This is a genomic window from Neomegalonema sp. (assembly GCF_028688855.1).
Taxonomy (GTDB): domain Bacteria; phylum Pseudomonadota; class Alphaproteobacteria; order Rhodobacterales; family Rhodobacteraceae; genus Neomegalonema.
The window spans coordinates 130,437-149,398 of record NZ_JAQTXI010000008.1 but is presented as its reverse complement, the minus strand read 5'-3'; the positions used below and the strand labels follow the sequence as shown (position 1 = coordinate 149,398).

Sequence of the window (18,962 nt, the reverse complement as noted above, 5' to 3'; positions counted from 1 at the left end):
CGCCCTCCCTTCAGGCTCTGCGCCGCGCGACGAGGCGCGGGCGATAGGCGATCAACGAGTCGCAGGCGAGCAGGAAGAACAGCAGCATCCCCTGAAACACCCCCGCGACGTTCTTCGGCAGACGCAGCAGGATCTGCGCGTTCTCGCCGCCGATGGCGCTCACCGCCAGAACCAGAGCTCCGAGCAGCGCGCCCAGGGGATTGAGCCTCCCCAGAAAGGCGACGATGATCGCCGTGAATCCCGCCTGAGCCCCGATCTCGGGCTGAAGACGCCCCACGATGGAGGTCGCTTCGAGCGCTCCGGCCAGACCGGCCAGCCCTCCCGAGAGCAGCAGCACGAACCAGACGTCGCCCGCCGCCGAGAATCCCGCGAAACGCGCGGCCCTCGGGGCGGCGCCCGTCACCCGCAGACGCAGGCCCCGCAGGGTCCGGGACATCATCAGCCAGAGCCCCGCCGCAGCCGCCACGGCCAGAAAGGCCCCGACATGCAGACGCGTGCCCTCGACGAGGAGCGGGACATGCGCCCATTCCGGAAAGGCGTTGGTCTGGGGAAAGCCGAAGCCGCGCGGATTGCGCCAGGGCCCCCGCACCAGCCAGTCGAGCAGCAGCGCCGCCACATAGGTCAGCATGAGGCTGACGAGGATCTCGTTGACGCTCAGACGCGTGCGCAAGGCCGCCGGAATCGCGGCCCAGGCCATGCCGCAGAGGGCTCCGGCGATCAGCGGGACCGCCAGCATCGCGAAAGGCGACTCCGCCGGAATGAAGAGCGCCGCCGCCCCCGCGCCAATCGCCCCGAGGGTGAATTGTCCCGCCGCGCCGATGTTCCAGACGTTGGCCCGGAAACAGACCGCCAGACCCGCGCCCATCAGCGCCAGAGGAATCGCCTTCACCAGCACCTCGGCGCGCATGTAGGCGTCGTCGAAGGGCGAGAGGAAATAGACCCTCAGGGCCTCCACGGGATCCTGTCCGAGCAGCGCGAAGAGCAGAGCCCCCGCGATCAGCGTCAGGAGGATGGCGATCAGCGGCGAGAGCATCGCCATGAGCTTCGAGGGGGCGGCGCGCGGTTCGAGTCGGATCATGCGGCGGCCTCCGGGCTGGAATGGCCTGCGCCCATCAGCAGGCCGACGCGTTCGGGAGTCATGCCGACGGCGGGATAGGCCTCCGACAGACGCCCCCGGCTGATCACCGCGATGCGGTCGGCCAGGGCGAAGATCTCGTCCAGATCCTGGCTCACCACCAGAACCGCCGCGCCCTGATCGGCCAGAGCGCGCAAGGCGCTCTGGATGGCGGCGGCGGCGCCCGCGTCCACGCCCCAGCCGGGCTGGGCCGCGATCAGCAGCTTCGGCGCCCGGACGATCTCGCGCCCCATCAGGAACTTCTGGAGATTGCCGCCCGACAGACTCCGCGCAGGGGGATCGTCTCCGGCCGCCCGCACGTCGAAGCGTTCGCGGATGCGGCGGGTCTCTCCGGCGGCCCAGAAGCGCGAGAGCCAGCCCCCCGCCCCCATGGCGCCCGCCTCATGGCGCCGCGTGAGGAAAAGCGCTTCGCTCAGGGGCGCGTCGCCGACGGCGCCATGGCCATTGCGCTCTTCGGGCGCGAAGGCCGCCCCGAGCCTGCGGCGTCCGGTGGGATCGAGGCGCCCCGCCGGAACCCCCGCGATGCGGATCATCCCCGCTTCAGGCGCGCGGCGCTCTCCGGTGAGGGCGTCCATGAATTCGTTCTGCCCCTCGCCCGCCACCCCGGCCACGCCGAGGATCTCGCCTCCGCGCAGGCTGAAGGAGATCTCCTTGAGCGCCACGCCGAAAGGCCCGTCGGCGGGCAGGCTCAGGCGCTCGACCTGAAGGATCTCCTCGCCGCGCGGCTGATCGCCGGAGGGGCGCTTCACGTCGAGGATCTCGGCGCCCACCATGGCCTCGGCCAGAGCCCGCGCCGTGGTGGCGCGCGGATCGACCTCCGCCGTGACCTTGCCGCGCCGCAGGATGGTCGCCCGCGAGCAGAGCGCCCGCACCTCCTCCAGCCGATGCGAGATGTAGAGGATGGCGCAGCCCTCGGCGGAGAGCTTCTCCAGGGCGCGAAAGAGCGTCTCGGCCTCCTGAGGAGTCAGCACGGAGGTGGGTTCGTCGAGGATCAGCAAGCGCGGATTCTGCAGGAGGCAGCGCAGCAGCTCGACCCTCTGGCGCTCGCCCACCGAGAGCGCATGCACCGGCTTCGAGGGATCGACCGGCAGGCCGTAGTCTCCAGAGACCTCCCGCACCCGCCGGTCCAGAGCCGCCAGGGGCTCGGGCGGCAGCGCGAGGGCCACGTTCTCCAGCGCGCTCAGCCCCTCGAAGACCGAGAAATGCTGAAAGGCCATGCCGATCCCGAGCCGCCGCGCCTCGGCGGGGCCGGAGAGCCGCAAGGGCTCGCCTTCCCAGAAGAATTCGCCCTCGGTGGGCTGGAGGGCGCCGTAGATCATCTTGACGAAGGTGGATTTCCCCGCGCCGTTCTCGCCGAGCAGCGCATGGCGCTCGCCGGGGAGGATGGTCAGGTCCACATGGTCGTTGGCGGTGAAGCTTCCGTATCGCTTGACGATCCCTCGCGCTTCGAAAAGCGGGCGCCGGGCGGAGACGGCGGAGGAAAAGGAAGGAGGAGAAGGATCTGCCGTCAAGGTGGCCTCCCGAGCTTCCATGCGAGGAAGGAAACATCCTGCAACGGGCTTTCGAAGCGCGCAAGATGGGTTTTGCATTGCAAAACGCCAATCGTCATCATCTTATCGCAAAAGAGCAGAAGCCGCGCCGCAAGGCGTCGGCGAGGGGGGATCCATGAGCGACGCCATCATCCTGCGCGGGCCTTTGCTGCACCTCGGCGAGGATCCCTTCGCGCCCGAAGCCGAAGGCCTGCGCGTCGAGACCGACGGCGCGTTAGCGATGTCGGGCGGGAAGATCCTGGCGGCGGGGCCTGCGGAGGCCGTTCTGAAGGCGCATCCTGCGGCGGAGGTCCGCGCCTGTGGCCAGGGCCGCCTGATCGCGCCGGGCTTCGTGGATTGCCATATCCACTACCCTCAGATCGGGATCATCGCGAGCTTCGGCGAACAGCTTCTGACCTGGCTGAACCGCTACACCTTTCCCGAAGAGGCCCGCTTCGGCGATTCCGCCTACGCCGAAGAGGCCGCCGAGGCCTTCTTCGCCGAAACCCTGCGCAATGGCGTGACGACGACTTCGGCTTTCTGCTCGGTGCATCCGGAATCGGTGGAGGCCTATTTCGGCGCCGCCGCGCGGAGGGGTCTGCGGGCGGTGGGCGGCAAGGTCATGATGGACCGCAACGCCCCGGAGAACCTCCGCGACACGGCCCAGAGCGGCTATGACCAGTCGAAGGCGCTGCTGGAGCGCTGGCACGGGAAGGGCCGCGCCGTCTACGCCGTGACGCCGCGTTTCGCGCCCACCTCCACGCCCGAGCAGATGGAGGCGGCGGGAGCGCTCTGGCGCGAGCATCCCGATTGCCCCATGCAGACGCATCTTTCGGAAAACACGGCGGAAGTCGCGTGGATGCGCGCGCTTTATCCCGAGGCGCCGGATTACCTCGGCGCCTATGAGCGCCATGGGCTGCTCGGACCGGGGGCGCTTTTCGGCCACGCCATCCACCTCACCGAGCGCGAAAGGGCGCGTCTGGCGGAGGCGGGCGCGGGGATCGCCCATTGCCCGACCTCGAATCTGTTCATCGGCTCGGGGGCCTGCGACGTGGCGGGGCTGAAGGCTCTGGGCGTGAAGGTCGGCCTGGCGACGGACGTCGGCGGCGGGTCGAGCTTCTCGCCCTTCGCCACCATGCGCGCCGCCTATGAAGTCGGCTGGATGCGCGGACTGGCTCTGACGGCGGGCCAGATCTGGAGCCTCATGACCCAGGGCTCGGCGGAGACCCTGCGGCTTCAGGACAAGATCGGCGCCCTGCGGCCCGGCCTGGAGGCCGACGTGGCGGTCCTCGATCTTCAGGCCACGCCTTTGCTCAAGCGCCGGACCTCCCGCGCCGAAAGCTGGGAGGAGGCGCTTTTCGCGCTGATCATCCTCGGCGACGACCGGGCGGTGCTGGAAAGCTGGTCGGGCGGCCAGCTGGTCCACGCCCGCGAGGATCAGGCGGGGGCCTGAATCTCCCAGGCTTCGGAGAACAGGCGCTCTTCGAGATTCACGCCCTCGCCGCCACGATCCACGACGAGGAAATCCTGAGCCTCGCCGAAGGGAGTCAGCACGGCGTGCCAGCGCCCGCGCGGATAGGAGGCCCCCTGATCGCCCCGGCAGAGGAAGGCCTCGGGGCGTCCCGGCTCGCCGTCGGGCAGATCGGGCGCCACGACCGCCAGCCAGGGACGCCCGTTCAGCGGCATGAAGGCCTGACTCCCCAGAGGATGGCGCTCCAGATGGGCCAGCTTCAGCGGAAAGCCGTAGGGCTGGCCGCGAAAGATCGAGATCAGCGCCCGCGCGCCCTCTCCCGCCAGCTCCACCGGGGCGAGGTCGTGATGGCGCTCGGTCATGCCCTTGTTGATCGGGTAATGATGCGCGCCGGGAATCTCCAGCACATGGCCGAAGGGCGCGAAGCTCTCGCGGGTCAAGGGGCGCGGGATCAGCAGGCGGCTCATCGGCCCAGCCTCCCAAGGGTCAGAGCGGCGTGGCGGTTCACGTCCTTGTAGAGCAGATAGCGGAAAGGCGCCGGGCCGCCCGCATAACAGGCCTGAGGACAGAAGGCCCTCAGCCACATGAAGTCTCCGGCCTGAACCTCCACCCAATCATCATTGAGGCGATAGACCGCCTGGCCCTCCAGCACGTAAAGCCCGTGCTCCATGACATGGGTTTCGGCGAAGGGGATGATCCCGCCCGGCAGAAAGGTCACGATGGTGACGTGCATGTCGTGGCGCAGATCGGCGGGATCCACGAAACGCGTGGTCGCCCAGCGGCCTTCGGTGCCCGGCATGGCGGTCGGGGTGATGTCGCGCTCGTTGAGGAAAAGCGGCTCCGGAACGTCGAGCCCCTCGACGCGCGCATAAGCCTTGCGGATCCAGTGGAATTTCGCCGGAGCTTCTCCAAGGGCCCTGAGGTTCCAGCCGCTGGCGGGCGGCAGCCAGGCGAAGCCCCCCGGCCCGAGCCTGCGCGCTTCGCCGTTCAGGCGGATCTCGATCTCGCCCTCCATGACGAACAAGGCCGTCTGGGCTTCGGGATCTGGCTCCGGGCGCTCCGAGCCGCCGCCGGGCTGCACCTCCATGACATATTGCGAAAAGGTCTCGGCGAAGCCCGTCAGAGGCCGCGCGAGGATCCAAAGCCGCGTCTTCTCCCAGAAGGGCAGATAGCTGGTCACGATGTCGCGCATCACGCCGCGCGGAATCACGGCGTAGGCCTCCTTGAACACCGCGCGGTCGGTCAGAAGCTGCGTCTGGGGCGGATGGCCCCCGGTGGGAGCGAAATAACCGGACATTTCAGACCTCAGGACATGAAATCGCGCAGACGCGGCAAGAGACGCGCCTCGAGCTCGGCGAGGGCGGCGGCGGAATCGGCTTTCTGGATCAGCGCCAGCTCCGGCTGACCCTCCAGAGCCGCCCGCAGCTCCACGGCGGGAGCGGCCCGCAGCACCCGCATGAAGGCGCTCAGCAGACCCACCGGAGAATCATGCGCCGGCCCCAGCTCCAGCAGGAAGGCGCGTTCGGCCACCCAGGGCGCGCCGAAGAGTCCGCCGAACCAGGCGACGAACTCCGCCCGGTCCATCCGCGAGGGGCGCATGTGCGGCGGATGATGGGGATGGACCTCGCGCCAGTGGTTGGCGATCTCCAGACGGGTGGGAATCCAGACGCCCGGATGCTTGCGGACATGTTCGAGGAAGCGCCGCAAGGCCACGATGCGTCCCGGACGCCCGATCAGGCGGCAATGCAGCCCCACGCTCATCATGGAGGCCCGCCCCCCGACGCCCTCGGCGTAGAGCGCGTCGAAGCTGTCGCGGAGGTAGGCGAAGAACTGGTCGCCCGAATTGAATCCCTGCGGCGTGGCGAAGCGCATGTCGTTGGCGTCGAGGGTGTAGGGAATCACGAGTTGCGGCTTCAGCGGATTCCCGTGGCCGTCATGATCCAGCCAGTAAGGCAGATCGTCGTCATAGGTGTCGGAGATGTAGTCGAAGCCCTCCGCCGCCGTCAGACGCACCGTGTTCACCGAGGTCCGGCCGGTATACCAGCCGCGCGGAGGCTCGCCGACGACCTCGCGATGCAGCCGGACGGCTTCGCGGATCTGGCGGGCTTCCTCTTCGGGGGACATGTCGCGGTGGTCGATCCATTTCAGCCCGTGGGACGCGATCTCCCAGCCCGCGGCCTTCATCGCCGCCACCTGCTCGGGCGAGCGCGCCAGAGCCGTCGCCACGCCATAGACGGTGGCGGGCGCGCGCATCTCCGTCAGCAGGCGATGCACCCGCCAGAAGCCCGCCCGCGCGCCATATTCATAGATCGACTCCATGTTCCAGTGACGCTGGCCCGGCCAGGGGAGGGCGCCCGGAATCTCGGAGAGGAAGCCTTCCGAGGCGGCGTCGCCATGCAGGAGGCTGTTTTCGCCGCCCTCCTCGTAGTTGACGACGATCTGCACGCAGATCCGCGCGCCGCCCGGCCATTTCGGATCGGGCTTGTCGGGTCCGTAACCGCGCATGTCGCGCGCATAACGCCGGGGCGCCTTCATGACTTTCCTGACTCCAGACTCAAGAGCTGCGCCGCGACCGAGACCGCCACGACCGCCGGCGCCTTGCCCTTCACCTCGGGCAGCCCGATGGGACAGACCACACGCGCGAGATCTTCATCCGGGAACCCCTCATCGCGCAAGCGCCTGAAGAAGCGCGTCCGCTTGGTGGCCGAGCCGATCAACCCGATGAACCGCGCCCGAGACCCCAGAGCCGCCCGCAGAAGCTCGTAATCCAGAGCATGGTCATGGGTCAGGATCAGAACATAGCCCCGCGCGGCCCGAGCCTCGGCGCAGAGCGTCGCGCGGTCGGCCACGAAGACGCCGGGCGGCGAATCCTCCCGCTCGTCGAACCAGCTCAGCCGGAAGGGCAGATCCTCCAGAATCCGCGCCAGAGCCTCGCCCACATGGCCCGCCCCGAAGAGCGCCACGGGCGGCAAGGGCGGCGCAAGGGATTCCGACAGGACGTCTCCGACCTGAGGCGCCGCGCCCCGCGCCGAAAGCGGCCCGGGCGCAAGATCCATGAAGGCCCGGCGCAGGCCGTCCTGCGCAAGCTCGGTGCGCAGACCGGGAAAGGGCGGCGGATCGCGCATGGCCTCCAGCCAGGGCCTTTGCGCAGGGCCCACATGCTCGATCAGCGTCCGCACCCGGCCGCCGCAGCATTGCCCGAGCAAAGGCCCGAGCGGATAATCCTGAATCCGCCAGGCTCCCGGCGGAAGGCCCAGGATGCGCCGCGCCTGCTCCATGGCCTGATACTCGAAATTCCCTCCGCCGATGGTGCCGAAGACCTCGCCCGAGGCGCTCAGGGCCATGCGCACCCCGGCCTCGCGCGGAGTCGAGCCCTCCACCGCGAGCAACGAGATCAGGGCGCAGGGTTGGTCGTCCATGCGCTCCAGGATCCAGTCGGCCCAGGGAGAAGGCGTCATGCCTCCGCCTCTGCGCGCCCCGTCTTCAGAGCCTTCAGGATGCGCTCGGGCGTGGCCGGAGCCTCCAGGCTGGCGCAGGCGGCGCCCGTCGCCGAGGCCACGGCGTGAGTCAGCGCCGAAAACACCGAGATTCCCAGCATGAAAGGCGGCTCGCCCACCGCTTTGGAGCGATGAATGGTCGGCTCGCGATTCTCGCCGCCGCGCCAGAGCTCCATGTTGAGGATCTCCGGGCGGTCGGAGGCGCAGGGAATCTTGTAGGTCGAAGGGGCGTGGGTGGTCAGGCGGCCCTTGGCGTCATAGACCAGCTCCTCGATGGTCAGCCAGCCGACGCCCTGCACGAAAGCGCCCTCCACCTGCCCGAGGTCGATGGCCGGATTCAGCGAGCGCCCCACGTCGTGGATGAGATCCGTGCGCAGGGTCTTGAATTCGCCGGTGAAGGTGTCGAGGACCACCTCCGAGACCGCCGCGCCGTAGCAGAAATAGAGGAAGGGCCTTCCGCTATGGGTGGCGCGGTCGTAATGGATCTTCGGCGTGGCGTAGAAGCCCGCCGCCGAGAGCTGCGTCCGCGCGAGATAGGCCAGACGGCAGAGCTCCGGGAAGGGAAGATCCAGATCTCCCGCCCGCACGCGCCCGCCCTCGAAGATCACGTCCTCCGGCGGGACGCCCGCCTTCTTCGCCATGACCTCGGCGAGGCGCAGCCGGATGGTCTCGGCGCCGTTCCAGGCGGCCCAGCCGTTCATGTCGGCGCCGCTGGAGGCCGCCGTGGCCGAGGTGTTGGGCACCTTGTCCGTGCGGGTGGAGGTCACGCGGATGGACTCCAGCCCGAGGCCGAAGACGTCCGCCGTGATCTGGGCCACCTTGGTGTTGAGCCCCTGCCCCATCTCGGTTCCGCCGTGGTTCAGATGCACCGAGCCGTCGGCGTAGACATGCACCAGAGCCCCCGCCTGATTGAGATGGGTCGTGGTGAAGGAGATGCCGAACTTCACCGGAGTCAGGCTGATTCCGCGCTTGAGATAGGGATGTTCGCGGTTGAAGGCCTCGACGGCGGCGCGGCGGGCGTCGTAATCGGCGCGACGGCGCAATTCCTCCACGATGCGGTCCGCGACGAAATCCGTGACCGGCATCCTGTATTGCGTCACGTCCCGGCCCGAGCCCGGAGGCCCGTAGAAATTGGCCTTCCGCACCGCCAGAGGATCAAGCCCCAGATGCAGGGCGATGTCGTCCATCACGCGCTCGATGGCGAGCATCCCCTGAGGCCCGCCGAAGCCGCGAAAGGCCGTGTTCGAGACCGTATGGGTCTTGAAGCGATGAGAAACCAGCTCGACGTTTTCGAGGAAATAGCAGTTGTCGGCATGGAACAAGGCGCGGTCGTTGATGGCGGGAGACAGATCCGTCGAGCAGCCGCAGCGCGAGGCCAGATCCATCTTCAGAGCCAGCAGCCGCCCGGTCTCGTCCACGCCCGCCTCATAGGCGATTTCGAATTCATGGCGCTTGCCGGTGATCTCCATGTCTTCGTCGCGGTCGGCGCGGTATTTCGCCGGACGCCCCGTCTTCGCCGCCACGATCGCCGCCGCCGCCGCGAAAAGCGCCGGCTGAGTCTCCTTGCCGCCGAAGCCTCCGCCCATGCGGCGCAATTCGATGACCACATCCGCGCTGTTCACATGCAGGGCATGGGCGACGAGATGCTGGACCTCGGAGGGATGCTGCGTCGAGGAGAGGATATGCATCCCTCCTTGCTCCATGGGAGTCGCGACGGCGATCTGGCCCTCGAGATAGAAATGATCCTGTCCGCCCATCTCGAAGCGCCCCGAGACGCGGCGCGGCGCGGACTCAAGGCGGCTGACGTCGCCCCGGCGCATGATCTGCGAGGCCTCGATGAAGCTGCCCGCCGCCCGCGCTTCGGCGATGGTGATGTAAGCCGGAAGCGGCTCATAGTCGATCTTCCCGAGCAGGGCCGCCTTGCGCGCCGCCGTCACGCTCTCCGCCGCCACGAGGAAGATCGGCTGGCCGAGGAAGATCACTTCGTCTTCGGCGAGAATCCGGTCGTCGCCCGCGAAGGGGGCCACGTTATTGGCGCCGGGGATGTCCGCCGCCGTATAGACGCCCACCACGCCCGGAGCCGCCCGCACCGCGCTCAGATCGACGCTCTTGATCCGCGCATGGGCGAGCGTCGATTTCCCGAAGGCCAGATGCAGCAGATTGCGCGGCTCGGCCACGTCGTCGGCGTAGAGCGCCCGCCCGGAGACATGCAGATTCGCGCTTTCATGCGGAATCGGCGCGTTCACCCGCATCGAAGACGCCGGGGGGGAAACAGGAGCCGAGTCAGCCATGGAAAGCTCCTTCCATCAGGGGTTTCTGAGGCAGCACGCCGCCCGCGCCCTCGCGCTCGAACCAGAGACGCCGCAGCAGATTCCCCGCCGCCTCCAGGCGATAGGCGCTGGAGCCGCGCATGTCGGTGAGGGGCGCGAAATCCTGCGCCAGAGCCCGAGCCGCCGCCTCCAGGCTCTCCGGAGACAGCGCGCGCCCGGTCAGGGCGACCTCGGCGGCGGCGGCGCGTTTGGGAGTCCCGGCCATGCCGCCGAAGGCCAGACGCGCCGAAGCGACCACCTCGCCCTCCATGCGCAGACGCAGCCCCATGCAGACCGCCGAAATATCGGAATCGAAGCGTTTGGTGAGCTTCACGATGCGGATGAAGTCCTGCGGCGTCGGGCGCGGAATGAAGACCGACTCCACGAATTCCCCGGAGCGGAGGTCCTGCTTGCCATATTCGAGGAAATAGCTCTCCAGCGGGAGGCTGCGGCGCTCGTCGCCGCGCCGGAGGGTCAACACCGCGTCGAGGGCGATCAGCGCCGGAGGCGTGTCGCCGATGGGGGAGCCGTTGGCGATGTTCGCTCCCACCGCGCCGGAATTGCGCACCTGAGTCGCGCCGATGCGCCGGACCAGCTCGCCGAGATCGGCGTGGATCCGCTGCATGGGCGCATGGGCCTCGGCGTAGCGGACCCCCGCCCCGAGCTTCAGGCCCTCCGGCCCCTCCTCGATCTCGCGCATGAGGTCGCCGACATGGAGGATCTCCGGCAGGACGCGATGACGCTTCGTCACCCAGAGCCCGACGTCCGTGGCTCCGGCGACGATCCGCGCCTCGGGGCTCTCCAGACGCGCCCGCGCCAGATCCGCGACGTCATGGGGCTTGATCCAGCGGCGCGCGACGCCGGTCGCGGGATCGGTCCAGTCGAGCGTAAGGCGCTCCTTGCGGCGCAGCTCCCTGAGCTGGGCGACCAATTCAGGATCGGCGGCGGGTTTCGGAGGATTGCGCCGCGCGGCCTCCAGAATCGGGCCGTATCCGGTGCAGCGGCAGAGATTCCCCGCCAGCACGTCGCGCGGATCGGCCTCCTGGGTTCCGGCGGCGCCCATCGCCCGCCCCGCCAGAGACATCACGATTCCCGGCGTGCAGAATCCGCATTGCGAGCCGTGGAGCTCCACCATGTCGCGCTGAACGGGATGCGCGCCGCCGAGGGACTCCACGGTCATCAGCGCCTTGCCGTCGAGCATGGGCAGGAAATAGATGCAGGCGTTCACCGCCCGCCAGAGGACTCCTTCGCCCTCCAGCTCGCCGACGAGAACCGTGCAGGCGCCGCAATCGCCTTCGGCGCAGCCCTCCTTGGTCCCCATGCGCCCCGCCGGCCCCCGCAGCCATTCCAGCAAGGTCAGCGTGGGGTCGAAGCCGGAGAGCTTCTCCATCCGGCCGTCGAGGAGAAAGCGGATCGCGTCGGACATATGGAGCCTCCCGCCTGAGGGGCGGCGCGGAGTCTCCGCCCCTTGGGTTCCTGAGCATGAGGCCAGACTTTCGGCTGATCCGCCTCAGCCCTCAAGACTTGCGGAAATCCCCACGCTTGGCGAGAGGAAAAGCGCGCCTCCCGAGGAAATCCATCCGGCGCATAAGGGAGCCGGAGCGAGCCCGCGCAACTTTCCATCTTTCCGCAGGTGCGAAGGCTCAGAATCTCGCGGTTCAGATCAACTGGAAGCGGTCCACATCGACCAGACCGAGATCCGTGATCTTCAGATGGGGAATCACCGGCAGAGCCAGAAAGGCCAGTTGAAGGAAAGGCTCCTCCAGCGTGATTCCAAGGCTTCTGGCGGCGACGCGCAGCTTCACGAGGGAATCGCGGACGGCCTCAAAGCTCTCAAGGCTCATCAGCCCCGCCACGGGAAGCGGCAATTCCGCGAGGATCTCGCCCCCCGCCGCCACGACGAAGCCGCCTTCGATCTCGGCCAGGCGGTTCGCCGCAAGAGCCATGTCGGCGTAATCGACGCCCACCACCGCGATGTTGTGGTGGTCGTGGCAGACCGTCGAGGCCACGGCGCCGCGCTGAATCCCGAAGCCCTTCACGAAGCCGCAGGCGCCGCCGCCCCCGGACTCCCAATTGACGCCGTGGCGCTCGATCACCGCGATGCGCGCGAGGTCGCGGGCGGGATCGGGGCGCTGATCGCCTTCCGTCGCCTCGACGGCTTCGGTCAGATGCTCGGTGATGATCTTGCCGGGGATCACCCCGATCACCGGAGTCGCGTTGCTCCCCGCAGCGCGGGGCGCATGGCGGAAGAACTCCGGCGCCACGGGCCGAGCCTTCACCGAGCGCCGGGCGGGCGGCGCGATCTCTTCGCGGGCGGCGAAGGCGGCTTCGTCGGCGACCACGCCGCCGCAAAGCACGAGGCTCGCGCGGCAATCCTCAAGGCTGTCGAGAACCACGAGGTCGGCGCGTTTGCCCGGCGCGATCAGGCCGCGATCCTTCAGCCCGAAGGCCTCCGCCGCGGACAGACTCGCCGCGCGATAGACCGCCAGAACCGGGCGCCCCATGGCGATCAGGCTGCGGATCATGTGATCCAGATGCCCGTGCTCGGCGATGTCCAGCGGATTGCGGTCGTCGGTGCAGAGGCAGAGATAAGGCGCCGTGGTCTCGGTGAGGATCGGCGCGAGGGCGACCATGTCCTTTGAAACCGAGCCCTCGCGGATGAGAACGCGCATGCCCTTGCGCAGCTTCTCCATGGCTTCTTCGGGGCTGGTGGCTTCATGCTCGGTGCGGATGCCCGCCGAGATATAGGCGTTCAGATTCCGCCCCGAGAGCAAGGGCGCATGGCCGTCGACATGGCGGCCCTCGAAGGCGCGGAGCTTGGCCATGCAGCCGGGGTCTCGATGGATCACGCCGGGATAATTCATGAACTCAGCAAGGCCGATCACGCGCGGATGATCCTTCAGCGGCTCCAGATCCGCCGCTTCGAGCCGCGCGCCCGCCGTCTCCATATGGGTCGAGGGCACGCAGGAGGAAAGCTGAACCCGCAGATCCATCACCAGCCGCCCCGAGGCTTCGAGGAAATAGCGGATCCCCTCCAGCCCGACGACGTTGGCGATCTCGTGAGGGTCGCAAATGGCGGTGGTCACGCCGCGCGGCGCCACGCAGCGGTCGAATTCGAAGGGCGTCACCAGCGAGGATTCGACATGCAGATGGGTGTCGATGAAGCCCGGAACGAGGATCTTGCCCGTCACGTCGATCACCCGCGCGGCTTCATAGCTCTCGCCGACGCCGATGATGACATCCTCGCAGATCGCCACGTCGCCGGAGATCATCCCGCCCGTGATCAGGTCGAAGACCCGCCCGCCCCGCAAGACCAGATCCGCAGGCTCTTCGCCCCGCGCCTGCCGGATGCGCCGCTCGAGATCCGCCATTTTCGCCCCATGATCTAGATTCTGCCCAGAGCCTTTTCGCTCGCGGCGTCGAAAAGGTGAAGCGTCCCCGGCGCGGCGCGGACCGGCACCCGAGACCCGACCTCCGGCAGAACCCGGCCCGGCGCGGTGGCGATGGCCTGAGCCTCGCCGATGCGGATATGGGTCAGGGTTTCGGCGCCGAGCGGCTCTACAGCCTCGACGAGGCCCATGGCGCGGAATCCCGCTCCCGGCTCGCCCTCGCCAACTTCGAGGTCATGGGGGCGAACTCCGACCAGAAGTGGCCCCGAGACGCGGGCGGGGGCGCGGCCTGAGATCTCCGCCCCCGCGACGCGCAAAGCCCCGCCCGAGACCTTGCCCTTCAGCAAGGCCATGGAGGGGCTGCCGATGAATCGCGCGGTGAAGACGTCGGTGGGGTTTTCGTAAAGCTCCAGCGGCGATCCGGTTTGCAGAATCCGCCCCTCCTTCATGACCACGATCTTGTCGGCCATGGTCATGGCTTCGATCTGGTCATGGGTCACGTAAACGATGGTCGAGCCGAGCCGCCGATGCAGGCTCTTGATCTCCATGCGCATTTGCGCGCGCAACTGGGCGTCGAGGTTGGAGAGGGGTTCGTCGAAGAGGAAGGCGGCCGGATCGCGCACCATGGCCCGGCCTATCGCCACGCGCTGACGCTGGCCGCCCGACAAGGCCGCCGGACGCCGGTTCAGCAGAGGCTCCAGCCCGAGGGTCTGAGCGGCCTCCAGAATCCGGGTCTGTTTCTCGGTCTTGCTGATTTTGGCGGTGTAGAGCCCGAAGCCGATGTTCTGGCCGACGGTCAGATGCGGGTAGATCGCGTAATTCTGGAAGACCATTGCGATGTTGCGCTGTTTGGGCTCGCGCTGATTGACCATCTCGTCGCCGATGAGCAGACGCCCTTCGGAGATCTCTTCAAGGCCCGCGATCATGCGGAGCGTGGTGGATTTCCCGCAGCCCGAAGGCCCGACGAAAACCGTGAATTCGCCGTCTTCGATGGTCAGATCCAGCGCATGGACCACCTGCGCCGAGCCGTAACGCTTGCCGAGGCCCTGAAGCTCGATTTTCGCCATTCAGGCTTCTCCCTTCAGAGCCGCGAGCGCCGCCGCAAGCTTGCGGGCGGCCTCTTCGCGGCGCGCGACATGGGCCGCATGTTCGGCGCGGAAAGCCGCCGCCTGCGCCTTGTAGGCCGCCAGAGCCTCGGCCATGGGCGCGGGCGCGGGGCCGCCATAGCGGGCGCGGAGGGAGACGAAATGCTCCGGCGAGACGATTTCGCGGAAGGCGGCTTCATCCAGCGCCGAGTCGCGGCCCGTCGCGGCGCGGAAGGCGGCGCGGAAAGGCCCATAGCCCTCCTGCTCCAGCCCGCCGCCTTTGGCCACCACCGCCCGCGCCACGGCGGCGGCGATCTCATGGGCCTCGCGGAAGGAGAGGCCCTCGCGGCGCACGAGGCTGTCCGCCAATTCGGTGATCGTCACGCAGGAGCGGCGGAGATTCTCCCGCACCCGCGCCGGATCAATGCGGATTTGCGAAATCAGCGCCGCCAGAAGATCCAGAACCCGCCCGGCGCTCGCGAAGGCCTGATAGCCCATGGCCTGAGTCTCGCCCTCGCTGTCGTTCATGTCGGTGAAGGGCGTGTTCTGCATCACGTCGAGCATGGCGCGGGCGCGGGCGCGGCTCTGGCTGGCGAGATGGCGCAGATGCTCGATGGGCACCGGATTGCGCTTCTGGGGCATGATCGAGGAGATCTGGACGAGGCTGTTCGGAACATAGATCTGCCCGACCTCGAAGCTGCTCCAGAATTGCAGATCCTGGATCAGCCGCCCCAGATGCAGGAAGGTCAGCTCCAGAGCGCCATAGACGCTGGTGATGTAATCCACGCCCGCGATGCAGCTGTAGGAATTGCGCAGAGGCGCCGAGAAACCCAGAAGCTCCGCCACCCGCGCCCGGTCGATGGGAAAGCCCGAGGTGGTGATGGCCGCCGCCCCCATGGGGCTGAGGTCCACGATCTTCAGAGCCTCGAAGATGCGGGTCATGTCGCGGCTGAGGATCTCCACCGCGGCGGAGAGGTAATGGCCGAAAGTCGTCGGCTGGGCGGGCTGGCCATGGGTGTAGGCCACGATGAGCGTCGCCTGTTCGCGCTCGGCGGCGGCGATCATAGCCTCCAGCAGATTCAGCGCCTGAGACAGCAAGACCTCAAGCCGCGCCTTCAGCGCCAGCTTGAAGAGCGTATGGTCGATGTCGTTGCGCGAGCGCGCCGTATGCAGCCGCCCGCCCAGATCCGGCCCGAGGCGCTTCTTCAGCTCCTGTTCGATGAGGAAGAAGAAATCCTCCACTTCGCCCGTATAGACGAGCTTCGCCGGATCGATCTCGGCGTCGATGGCGTCGAGCGCCAGAGCCAGGGCGCGGGCTTGATCTTGAGGCAGAATCCCCGTCTCGGCCAGCATGACCAGATGCGCGCGGTCGATGGCCCGGAAACCCTCGACATAATGGGTCTTCGCCCCGTCGAAGAGCGGCGCCAGCACCGTCCGCTTGTAGACCGGATCCGGAAAGACGGAATCATCGGCGAGGCGCGGGTCCGTCATCGGGGTCAGCCTTTCAGTCCGGCGAGCATCACGCCGCGCACGATATAGCGTTGAAGCACGAGGAACAGCGCCAGCGTCGGGATGGTTCCGAGCGCCGCGCCGGTCATGATCATCTCCCAACGGATGGAGGATTCCGCCGAGAAGCTCGAAATCCCCACCGGCAGCGTATAGAGGTCGCGCGAGGTGGTGACGATCAGCGGCCAGAAGAAGGCCGTCCAGTTGCCGAGGAAGCTGAAGATCGCCAGGGCCGACAAGGCCGGCGTCACCATCGGCATGGCGATCCTCCACCAGATCGCGAATTCGCCGAGGCCGTCCACGCGGGCGGCTTCGAGGAAGTCGTCCGGCACGGTCTCGAAGAACTGCTTCATGAGGAAGGCCCCGAAGGCGCTCATCATGCCGGGGAACATGATGCCCCAATAGCTGTCGAGCCAGCCGAACTGGCTCGACATGAGATACCAGGGGATCACCAGCATCTCGGTGGGGATCATCAGCGTGGACAGGATCGCGATAAAGACGAAGGCCCGTCCCCGAAAGCGGAATTTCGCCAGCGTATAGCCCACCAGCGAGTCGAAGATCAGATTGGAGAGCGTCACCGCCGTGGCGATCAGCAGGGAGTTCAGGAACCAGCGCAGGAAGCGTCCGTCCTTGAGCACCTCCACATAGTTCTTCAGCGTCGGATCGGTGGGGATCAGCCGCAGGTCATAGACTTGCCCGGAGGTCTTCAGCGACGTCGAGAACATGTAGAGCAGCGGCGTCGCCATGATCAGCCCGCCGATGAAGAGCAGAGTCCAGGCCAGAATCCGCCCCGGACGGATCAGGCGTCCGCTCGCCTCAAGCCCGGCGCTCATGTCTTCTCCCTCATCACGTAAAGCTGGATCAGCGAGACGATGAGCAGGATCGTGAAGAGGACCACCGTCTGCGCGGCGGCGTAGCCCATCTGATAGGAGGAGAAGGCCGTCTGATAGATCATCAGAACCAGAGGCTTGGTGGCGTTCAGCGGCCCGCCGGGATCATTCGTGGTCATGTTGTAGACCTGATCGAAGATCCGCAGGAAGCCGATGGAGGAGAAGACCACCAGAAACACCGTGGTCGGCTTGAGCAGGGGCAGAGTGATCTTGCGCAGGATCGCCCATTCGCCGAGCCCGTCGATGCGGGCGGCTTCGAAATAGGTCTGGGGAATCGCCCGCAAGCCCGCGAGAAAGATGATGACCTGAAACCCGAGCCCCGCCCAGATCGCCGGAACCAGCACCGCCGGAAGCGCCTGCGTCGTCGAGCGCAGGAAGGGTTGTTGAGCCAGCCCGAGCCAACTGAGAAAGCCGTTGATCGCCCCGATGGGCAGAGGCTGATAGAACCAGCGCCAGACCCAGCCCATCGCCGCCGCCGTGGTCAGGAAGGGCAGGAAGTAAAGCGCCCGGATGAATCCATGCATGAACCGCACGCGGTCCAGATTCCAGGCGATGAAGAAGGCCAGCACGAGGCTGATCGGCGTGCCGAGGATCAGGTAGAGGAAAGTGTTCTGAAACACCTTCCAGAAGACCGGATCCGCGAACATCTTCGCGTAATTCCGCAACCCGACGAAATTCGGCGGACGCAGCAGGTTCCAGTCCGTCAACGAGAGCCAGAAGGCCTGGGCGGTGGGGTAGAATCGGATCCCGACGTAAAAGGCGATGGGCAGGGCGAGGAAGATCCACGCCCAGACCGCCTGTTTCGTCTTGATCCCGAGACGATCCCAGAGGCGAAGGCTCTTCGCCTCCGGGACCAAACCTTCCGCCGCGCGCTCAGGCGTCATGGCGCGGCGCTTACTTGCGCGCCGCGTCGATGATCGCCTGTTCGGCCCTGGCCGCCTCGGCGACCGCTTCCGCGACGGGCTGGTTCTGCAGCAGCACGCGGTTCACCATGTCGATGGCGGTCTGACGCTGGGCGGCTTCGTCGTAAAAGCGGGTGGTGTGGGCGTATTCGAGGCCTTTCAGGAAGGGCGCGCGGATGGGGTCGTTGAGGTTCTCCTCGGTCAGCGCGACCGCGCGGCGGGCGGGCAATTCGCCGACCGTCTCCAGCCAGATCCCCATGGCCTCGGGCGAGGCGATGTAGGCGAGGAATTTCTGAGCCGCCTCCAGCTCTTCGCCCCGAGCGGTCGCGCCGATGGCGTTGGCGAAATAGCTGGAGTAGTTCGAGCGCGCGCCCTCGGCGTCGGCGGGCAGCTCGACCACGCCCCAGGCGAAGGGATTGGCCGCGAAGGCTCCGAGCCGGAAGGTGCCGTCGATGGTCATGGCCGCGAGTCCGGCGCGGAAGGCCGCCTGGCCTTCATCCATGAAGCCGAGCAGGCCCACCTTCTGCTCGGTCTGAAGATCCGTGTAGAATTTCAGCGCCGCCGCGCCCGCCTCGGAATCATAGGCGACGTTTCCTTCGGCGTCATAGGGCTCGCCGCCGTTCTGACGGATCAGGACTTCGCGCCACCAGTGATGATCCTGCCCGGCCATGTCGAGCGTCACGCCCGCCGAGAGGATGTTCCCCGAGCCGTCGCGCTGGGTGGTGGCCTCGGCGACCTTCAGGAACTCCTCCAGATTGGCCGGGGGCTCGACGCCCGCCTTCTCCAGAAGATCATTGTTGTAGAACAGCGCCAGAGAGCGCACGGCGGTCGGCAGGCCATAGTAATCCTCGCCGCGCTTCATGGCCTCGACGATGGGGAAGAACTCGCCTTCGATCTCGGCGTGCGGGAAGACCGCCGGGTCCAGAGGCTGGATCAGCTCGCCGGTCACGAAATTGTCGAGCCAGCCGTAGAACAGCTGCACCACGTCCGGCCCCTGCCCGGCGGCCTTGGCGGCCACGACGCGGGTCTGGTAATCGGCGTAAGGGAAGGTCGTGTGCTTGACCGTGATTCCGGGATTGGCGGCCTCGAACTTCGCGATCAGCTGGTCCATCGCCTTGACGCGGCTGTCGAAGACATATTGCCAGTATTCGATCTCGACCGCCCGGGCCGACCCCATCGCCATGACGCTGACGCCAAAGGCCAGAGCCGCCGCTTTCGCCGTTCTGAACATGCGCGAACCTCTGATTGG

General features: G+C 67.4%; 15 protein-coding genes. 1 reads left to right on the top strand and 14 read right to left on the bottom strand.

The genetic code is table 11. The features are described from left to right. Window positions 1-10 precede the first annotated feature (10 nt). Together PHN62_RS08315 and PHN62_RS08310 are read right to left on the bottom strand one after the other, a co-directional pair. Window positions 11-1,078, bottom strand: a complete 1,068-nt coding sequence (locus tag PHN62_RS08315; RefSeq protein WP_300148943.1) for an ABC transporter permease — start codon at window positions 1,076-1,078, stop codon at window positions 11-13. Continuing rightward, entirely contained in the window at window positions 1,075-2,667 is a 1,593-nt protein-coding gene (locus tag PHN62_RS08310) for an ABC transporter ATP-binding protein (protein ID WP_300148941.1), read from the bottom strand. Before PHN62_RS08310 ends, PHN62_RS08315 begins: the two co-directional genes overlap by 4 nt. Before the next feature lie 133 nt (window positions 2,668-2,800). On the opposite strand from PHN62_RS08310, the gene guaD reads away from it, so the two are divergent. Next, entirely contained in the window at window positions 2,801-4,117 is a 1,317-nt protein-coding gene (gene guaD, locus PHN62_RS08305; RefSeq protein ID WP_300148938.1) for a guanine deaminase, read from the top strand. Here the strand turns inward: guaD and PHN62_RS08300 are convergent. From PHN62_RS08300 to PHN62_RS08245, 12 genes are all read right to left on the bottom strand, one after another. Further along, on the bottom strand, window positions 4,102-4,602 hold the full coding sequence (locus tag PHN62_RS08300) for an ureidoglycolate lyase (protein WP_300148935.1): 501 nt from the start codon (window positions 4,600-4,602) through the stop codon (window positions 4,102-4,104). The genes guaD and PHN62_RS08300 overlap by 16 nt on opposite strands. Further along, complete coding sequence (locus PHN62_RS08295; RefSeq protein ID WP_300148932.1) at window positions 4,599-5,432, bottom strand: bifunctional allantoicase/(S)-ureidoglycine aminohydrolase; 834 nt, start codon at window positions 5,430-5,432, stop codon at window positions 4,599-4,601. Before PHN62_RS08295 ends, PHN62_RS08300 begins: the two co-directional genes overlap by 4 nt. An 8-nt stretch (window positions 5,433-5,440) precedes the next feature. Next, entirely contained in the window at window positions 5,441-6,670 is a 1,230-nt protein-coding gene (gene puuE, locus PHN62_RS08290) for an allantoinase PuuE (protein WP_300148929.1), read from the bottom strand. After that, window positions 6,667-7,593 (bottom strand): xanthine dehydrogenase accessory protein XdhC, encoded by a 927-nt coding sequence (gene xdhC, locus PHN62_RS08285; protein ID WP_300148924.1) that lies wholly within the window; start codon window positions 7,591-7,593, stop codon window positions 6,667-6,669. The genes puuE and xdhC overlap by 4 nt, the downstream gene beginning before the upstream one ends. Then, the gene (gene xdhB / locus PHN62_RS08280; protein ID WP_300148921.1) at window positions 7,590-9,923 is read right to left on the bottom strand and encodes a xanthine dehydrogenase molybdopterin binding subunit; all 2,334 of its coding nucleotides are present in this window, start codon (window positions 9,921-9,923) and stop codon (window positions 7,590-7,592) included. Before xdhB ends, xdhC begins: the two co-directional genes overlap by 4 nt. Further along, window positions 9,916-11,367 (bottom strand): xanthine dehydrogenase small subunit, encoded by a 1,452-nt coding sequence (xdhA, locus tag PHN62_RS08275; protein ID WP_300148918.1) that lies wholly within the window; start codon window positions 11,365-11,367, stop codon window positions 9,916-9,918. The genes xdhB and xdhA overlap by 8 nt, the downstream gene beginning before the upstream one ends. Before the next feature lie 232 nt (window positions 11,368-11,599). Then, complete coding sequence (gene ade / locus PHN62_RS08270; protein WP_300148914.1) at window positions 11,600-13,312, bottom strand: adenine deaminase; 1,713 nt, start codon at window positions 13,310-13,312, stop codon at window positions 11,600-11,602. A 14-nt stretch (window positions 13,313-13,326) separates the two neighbouring features. After that, on the bottom strand, window positions 13,327-14,397 hold the full coding sequence (locus PHN62_RS08265; RefSeq protein ID WP_300148911.1) for an ABC transporter ATP-binding protein: 1,071 nt from the start codon (window positions 14,395-14,397) through the stop codon (window positions 13,327-13,329). Further along, window positions 14,398-15,906: an argininosuccinate lyase gene (argH, locus tag PHN62_RS08260; protein WP_300148908.1), complete on the bottom strand. Its 1,509-nt coding sequence runs from the start codon at window positions 15,904-15,906 to the stop codon at window positions 14,398-14,400. A 5-nt stretch (window positions 15,907-15,911) separates the two neighbouring features. Next, window positions 15,912-16,754, bottom strand: a complete 843-nt coding sequence (locus PHN62_RS08255) for a carbohydrate ABC transporter permease (protein WP_300148905.1) — start codon at window positions 16,752-16,754, stop codon at window positions 15,912-15,914. Further along, window positions 16,751-17,695 carry a carbohydrate ABC transporter permease gene (locus PHN62_RS08250; RefSeq protein WP_300148902.1) on the bottom strand — a complete coding sequence of 315 codons (945 nt, stop codon included), beginning with the start codon at window positions 17,693-17,695 and terminating at the stop codon, window positions 16,751-16,753. The genes PHN62_RS08255 and PHN62_RS08250 overlap by 4 nt, the downstream gene beginning before the upstream one ends. A gap of 10 nt (window positions 17,696-17,705) precedes the next feature. Next, window positions 17,706-18,944: an extracellular solute-binding protein gene (locus tag PHN62_RS08245; protein ID WP_300148900.1), complete on the bottom strand. Its 1,239-nt coding sequence runs from the start codon at window positions 18,942-18,944 to the stop codon at window positions 17,706-17,708. Window positions 18,945-18,962 lie beyond the last annotated feature (18 nt).

Excerpts from the sequence above, each read along its gene's own strand:
- PHN62_RS08265 (WP_300148911.1), bottom strand. The coding sequence starts at position 14,397 with ATGGCGAAAATCGAGCTTCAGGGCCTCGGCAAGCGTTACGGCTCGGCG.
- PHN62_RS08255 (WP_300148905.1), bottom strand. The coding sequence starts at position 16,754 with ATGAGCGCCGGGCTTGAGGCGAGCGGACGCCTGATCCGTCCGGGGCGG.
- PHN62_RS08245 (WP_300148900.1), bottom strand. The coding sequence starts at position 18,944 with ATGTTCAGAACGGCGAAAGCGGCGGCTCTGGCCTTTGGCGTCAGCGTC.
- PHN62_RS08300 (WP_300148935.1), bottom strand. The coding sequence starts at position 4,602 with ATGAGCCGCCTGCTGATCCCGCGCCCCTTGACCCGCGAGAGCTTCGCG.
- puuE (WP_300148929.1), bottom strand. The coding sequence starts at position 6,670 with ATGAAGGCGCCCCGGCGTTATGCGCGCGACATGCGCGGTTACGGACCC.
- PHN62_RS08310 (WP_300148941.1), bottom strand. The coding sequence starts at position 2,667 with ATGGAAGCTCGGGAGGCCACCTTGACGGCAGATCCTTCTCCTCCTTCC.
- ade (WP_300148914.1), bottom strand. The coding sequence starts at position 13,312 with ATGGCGGATCTCGAGCGGCGCATCCGGCAGGCGCGGGGCGAAGAGCCT.
- PHN62_RS08295 (WP_300148932.1), bottom strand. The coding sequence starts at position 5,432 with ATGTCCGGTTATTTCGCTCCCACCGGGGGCCATCCGCCCCAGACGCAG.
- guaD (WP_300148938.1), top strand. The coding sequence starts at position 2,801 with ATGAGCGACGCCATCATCCTGCGCGGGCCTTTGCTGCACCTCGGCGAG.
- xdhB (WP_300148921.1), bottom strand. The coding sequence starts at position 9,923 with ATGGCTGACTCGGCTCCTGTTTCCCCCCCGGCGTCTTCGATGCGGGTG.
- PHN62_RS08250 (WP_300148902.1), bottom strand. The coding sequence starts at position 17,695 with ATGACGCCTGAGCGCGCGGCGGAAGGTTTGGTCCCGGAGGCGAAGAGC.
- xdhC (WP_300148924.1), bottom strand. The coding sequence starts at position 7,593 with ATGACGCCTTCTCCCTGGGCCGACTGGATCCTGGAGCGCATGGACGAC.
- PHN62_RS08315 (WP_300148943.1), bottom strand. The coding sequence starts at position 1,078 with ATGATCCGACTCGAACCGCGCGCCGCCCCCTCGAAGCTCATGGCGATG.
- argH (WP_300148908.1), bottom strand. The coding sequence starts at position 15,906 with ATGACGGACCCGCGCCTCGCCGATGATTCCGTCTTTCCGGATCCGGTC.
- xdhA (WP_300148918.1), bottom strand. The coding sequence starts at position 11,367 with ATGTCCGACGCGATCCGCTTTCTCCTCGACGGCCGGATGGAGAAGCTC.